The 2,418-nt window shown below is 70.4% G+C and carries 1 protein-coding gene; it reads right to left on the reverse strand.

Going from position 1 to position 2,418, the window contains the following annotated elements; all coding sequences use genetic code 11:
* Window positions 1-89: 89 nt before the first annotated feature.
* Window positions 90-2,201 (reverse strand): phosphocholine-specific phospholipase C, encoded by a 2,112-nt coding sequence (locus ACFQ87_RS30855; protein ID WP_380614139.1) that lies wholly within the window; start codon window positions 2,199-2,201, stop codon window positions 90-92.
* Window positions 2,202-2,418: the final 217 nt, after the last annotated feature.

Consider the following 2,418-nt stretch of genomic DNA (forward strand, 5'->3'; position numbering starts at 1 on the left):
TGCGCGGGTTTGTTGTGGGGAGTCGGGGCCTCGCCTGACCGCCAGCCCACCCGCGCCCCCCTCCCCCCCCTCCCACCACGGGGTGGAGATCAGCGCGGGCCGGGGTCGCTGGTGCCCGGGCGGCCGTTCTCCAGGTGGCCGGCCCAGCGGCGGCGGAACGCCGGTCCTTCCGGGGCCTCGACGGTGACGTCGTACCAGCGGCTCTCGGCGCGCAGGTCGAAGGTGAACCGGGCCGAGGCGCCGGAGCGGAGCGTGCGGCTCTGCTGCGAGCCCTTCGCGTAGGCGTTCCCGGCGGTCACCGTCCGGGTCGTCGACCCGTTGTTGGAGACCGTGACCCGCACCTGCGTCTTCGACGGCTCGAAGCGCGCGACCAGCTCGGCCTCGGCCGTGCCCTCGAACTCCTGCACCGAGCCGTTCGGTCCGTGGGCGACGAGGTGGTAGCCACCGGCGCCGGTCAGCGGCCAGTAGTCACCGAGGGTGTCGCCGGCCGAGACCGTGTAGCGGCGAGGGGCCGCCGTCGGCGCCGTCCGGTCATAGACGTACAGCCACGCGCCCGCCGAGCCCTGGTTGTCCAGTTCGAGCTGGAACCGCCCCGCGGTGACGGTCTCCTCCTCGTTGACCCGCAGGTCGTACGGGAGGGCGCGGGCCGGGCGGGTGCCCGGTTCCTGGGTGGGCATCCGCTGGGGCAGCGGCACCTGGTAGGGCTTGCCCCGGGAGGCGATCGGCGCGGGCACCGGGATCGACACCCGCCGCGCGTCCGCGCCGGAGAAGTCGAGCGCCGAGGTCAGGTCGCCGCAGACCGACCGGCGCCAGGCGCTGACGTTGGGCTCCTCGATCCCGAACCGGGCCTCCAGGAACCGCAGCACCGAGGTGTGGTCGAAGGTCTCCGAGCACACCCAACCGCCGCGCGACCACGGGGAGATGACCAGCAGCGGCACACGCGGGCCGAGGCCGATCGGCTGCAGCCCGCCCCGGTCGGCGCCGGGAACCAGCGGACTCATCTCACCCGGGTACTTGGCGAGGTCGAGCAGCTCGTCACCGAGGCTCGCCTCCAGGTCGGAGGAGACCAGGCCCTGGCCGCCCGCGCGGCTGACCACCGGCGGCATCGGCGGGACTACGTGGTCGAACAGGCCGTCGTTCTCGTCGTAGTTGATGAGGAAGACGGTCCTGCCCCAGACCTCGGGATTCGAAGTGAGCGCGTCCAGCACGAGATTGATGTAGTACGCGCCGTCGGTGGGCGTGGCGGAGGGGTGCTCGCTGTACTTGTACGGCGGGACGATCCAGGAGACCTGGGGCAGCCGACCCTGTTCGACGTCGGCCCGGAACTCCTTGAGCGTGTGGTCGGTCGCCCCCTTGTCGACGAGCGGACCCGACGCGCCCTCGGCGACCTGGTACCGCTCGAAGAACATCAGCGAGTTGTCGGTGTAGTTGTCCGTCGGGGTACCCGGCTCGCCCGAACCGCCCTGGTACAGCTTCCAGCTGACGCCGGCCGACTCCAGTCGCTCGGGGTACGTCGTCCAGGTGTAGCCGTTGGTGCCGTTGCGCTCCCACAGGCCGGGGCCGTTGGGCCTACGCCCGTACACGTTGCGGGGGTCGCTGGTGCCGGTCCAGAGATAGATGCGGTTGGGGGCGGTGTCGGCGTGGACGGAGCAGAAGTACGAGTCACAGACGGTGAAGGCGTCGGCCAGGGCGAAGTGGTACTGCAGGTCCTGACGCTTGAGGTGACCCATCGTCATGACGTCCTGCTTCTGGTGCACCCACTGGTCGTGGCGCCCCTCGTTCCAGGCGAGGTGGCCGCTGCTCCACCCGTGGTCGGTACCGGCCTGGTGCTCGGTGGTGTTCCTGGGGTCGATGTACCAGGGCAACACCTCCTGCTCGGAGGCCGGCAGACCGCGGTCATGGTAGCGACCGGTTTTCACCGCGGCAGCGGGCTGGTGCCAGTTGGGCCTGCCGTCCGGCAGCTGCGTGGGGCGCGGGTCGTCGAACCCGCGCACGCCGCGGAGGGTGCCGAAGTAGTGGTCGAAGGAACGATTCTCCTGCATCAGGATGACGACGTGTTCGACGTCCTCGATCGAACGGGTCCTGCTGATCGCGGGCAGGGCCAGAGCCTTGCTGACCACGGGCGGGAACGCGCCGAGGCCTGCGGCGGCTACGGACGCGCCGCCCAGATGGAGGAATCGGCGCCGGTCGATGGAGGCCATGTGAGGTCCTTCCCGTCATGAATGCATGCGTTGGCCGGGGAGGCTCGAACATAGGGGCCACAGGCAGGCCGAACACAGTCCGCAGGCGAACGCCGCATGAGCTTTCGGCCAACTCCTGACCGGGAAACGCGAAAAGGCCCCACCCGGAAACCGGGTGGGGCCTTCTCTGAATGATTGTTCGGCGGCGTCCTACTCTCCCACAGGGTCCCCCCTGCAG

Source organism: Kitasatospora sp. NPDC056531, from assembly GCF_042794375.1.
In the GTDB taxonomy this organism is placed as follows: Bacteria; Actinomycetota; Actinomycetes; order Streptomycetales; family Streptomycetaceae; genus Kitasatospora.